We start from the raw sequence: 2,355 nt of genomic DNA on the forward strand, positions 1-2,355 counted from the left end.
GGCAGTATGGCAGAGACGATCATCAACATAGTGATGACAATTATCTACCTGTTGGTCATGTTTGCTTATAACCCACTGCTAACAGCGATCGCTCTGGTGTTGGCAGTTGTAAACATTGTGGCGCTATTAGGAGTCGGAGGTTGGCTAGAAGAAGCCTTCATGGAGGATGATAAAAACTTGGGCAAGGTGGAGGGGGTAGCTATCGCCGGAATTCAAAGCATGGAAACCTTAAAAGCCTCAGCGCTAGAATCGGACTTTTTTGCCCGATGGTCGGGTTATTTCGCCAAATCAGTTAATTCCTATACAAAAATAGCCGTACCCTATGAGATTCTGCAAGTCCTACCTATCTTACTTACAGCATTAACAACCACGCTAGTGCTGACAGTAGGTGGTTGGCAAGTTATGGAGGGAAAGATAAGCATCGGGATGTTGGTAGCATTCCAAGCGCTGCTAATAAGCTTTCAGACACCCATTAATCAGTTGATGGGGTTTGGTATTACTCTGCCAACTTTAGCAGGCAACCTGATGCGGTTAGATGACGTACTGGCAAATGATACAGATCCATCACTTGCAAAAAGCAGTATCGATACCAAAAGTCAGAATTCAAAACTTACAACTCAAAACAAAAAACCTAAAACTTCATCTCTTACCCTTGATGCCTCTACAATTCGTCTGCAAGGACATATTGAACTTCGTAACGTTACTTTTGGGTATGCAAAAGTCAATCGGCCCCTAATCGAAAACTTTAGCTGTACGATTCAACCGGGGCGGCGGGTGGCGTTGGTAGGGGGCAGTGGCTCTGGAAAATCGACGGTTGCTAAATTAGTCGCGGGACTTTATGAACCTTGGTCGGGCGAGATTTTATTTGATGGTAAGCTGAGAAATGCTATTCCCCGTTCGGTTATAATAACGTCGATGGCTACTGTTGAACAAGAAGTTTTCCTATTTTCAGGAAGCGTGCGCGATAACCTAACACTATGGGATACAACAGTTTCTGATTCCCAACTTCGTCGCGCCTGCATTGATGCCAAAATTCAAGACGTAATTCTAGCGATACCGGGTGGCTATAACGGCGAACTATTGGAAGGAGGCGCAAATTTAAGTGGCGGACAACGCCAACGGCTAGAAATTGCGCGATCGCTAATTTATAACCCTTCAATTTTGATTTTGGATGAAGCAACCAGTGCCCTTGATGGAGAAACCGAACAGTTTATCTACAATAACCTGCGGCAACGTGGCTGTAGTTGTTTGATTGTGGCACATCGCCTCAGTTCAATTAAAGACTGCGATGAAATCATCGTGTTAGATCGCGGTGTTGTAGTGGAGCGAGGAACGCACGAAGAATTAATTCAAATAGGTGGATTCTACGCTGAACTGGCTCAAGGTGAGGAAGAACAAGAAAATGAAGAATAAATATACCGCTTTAAATTCCCCAAAATTTGTTGGCCAAGGTGAGGTATTGCCACTGGATAATCCGCAACAAGTCTGGACAATTCAATCGGGTTCAGTGGCTGTGTTTGTTAGCCCGGTTAAAGATGGAACTTTACAAGAAAATCGGCGGTATTTATTCACAGCAGAAGCGGGTGAAGCCCTGTTTGGATTTGCAACGGATATTGATGATTTATCAAAATTCAAAAGTCCCAACACTTTATGTATTCTGGCAGTTCCCGTTACAGACTCGACCTTGCTACATTCCCAGCGTTCAGAATTAGATAACAATCCCGACCCCGATCCCACTTTGCCATCTGCCAGCAATCTTCTAACCGCTTGGTTTAGACAATTGAGTTCCGTCTTTGACCTCAGCGGAATTTTGCTACCCGCCCCTGAACTTTCGAGTCATACTCCCTGGCAAACTCAACTCACTGTTTTAGACAACTTCCATCAGCAGTTTTTTAGCTGCTTGCAAGAACTAGAACAGCAGTCTCAATTAGAGACTCTGGCGCAGTTTGAAGAACGGGAACGCCTGAACCAATCTGCAACTGTGGGTGCGTTGGCGAATTTTGTTTCTCTAATTGCGCCCAAACAAGCTATTGCTACTTTTATCGGAGATCCCCTCCTAGCAGCCGCAGGAGCCGTAGGACACGCGATGGGGATTGAGATTAAGCCGGCGGGTAAGTCGGAAAATATGCAGCGGGTAAAGGAGCCACTGGAGGCGATCGCCCGTGCTTCCCAAATGCGAATTCGACGGGTACTTCTGACAGAACGTTGGTGGCGAGGCGATTGTGGCCCAATGCTCGCTTATCTTCAAGCAGATAATACCCCAGTGGCGCTACTAATAAATAACAAGCGCAACTATGAAATTTACAACCCGGTAACTGGACAGCGACTTTTATTGAGCGATCGCACTGCTAAATT

1 protein-coding gene and 1 pseudogene are annotated in these 2,355 nt (G+C 45.5%); both read left to right on the plus strand.

Features of this window, described 5'->3' with window-relative positions; translation table 11 throughout:
* Window positions 1–1,413: ATP-binding cassette domain-containing protein (locus tag QT990_RS35620; RefSeq protein ID WP_333466401.1), on the plus strand; the 1,413-nt coding region annotated here is incomplete at its 5' end.
* Window positions 1,403–2,355, plus strand: a pseudogene (locus QT990_RS35625) (NHLP bacteriocin export ABC transporter permease/ATPase subunit); the annotation flags it as partial. The gene QT990_RS35620 and the pseudogene QT990_RS35625, both read left to right, overlap by 11 nt.

Origin of the sequence: Microcoleus sp. T3_B1, from assembly GCF_036700445.1 — a bacterium.
GTDB lineage: Bacteria > Cyanobacteriota > Cyanobacteriia > Cyanobacteriales > Microcoleaceae > Microcoleus.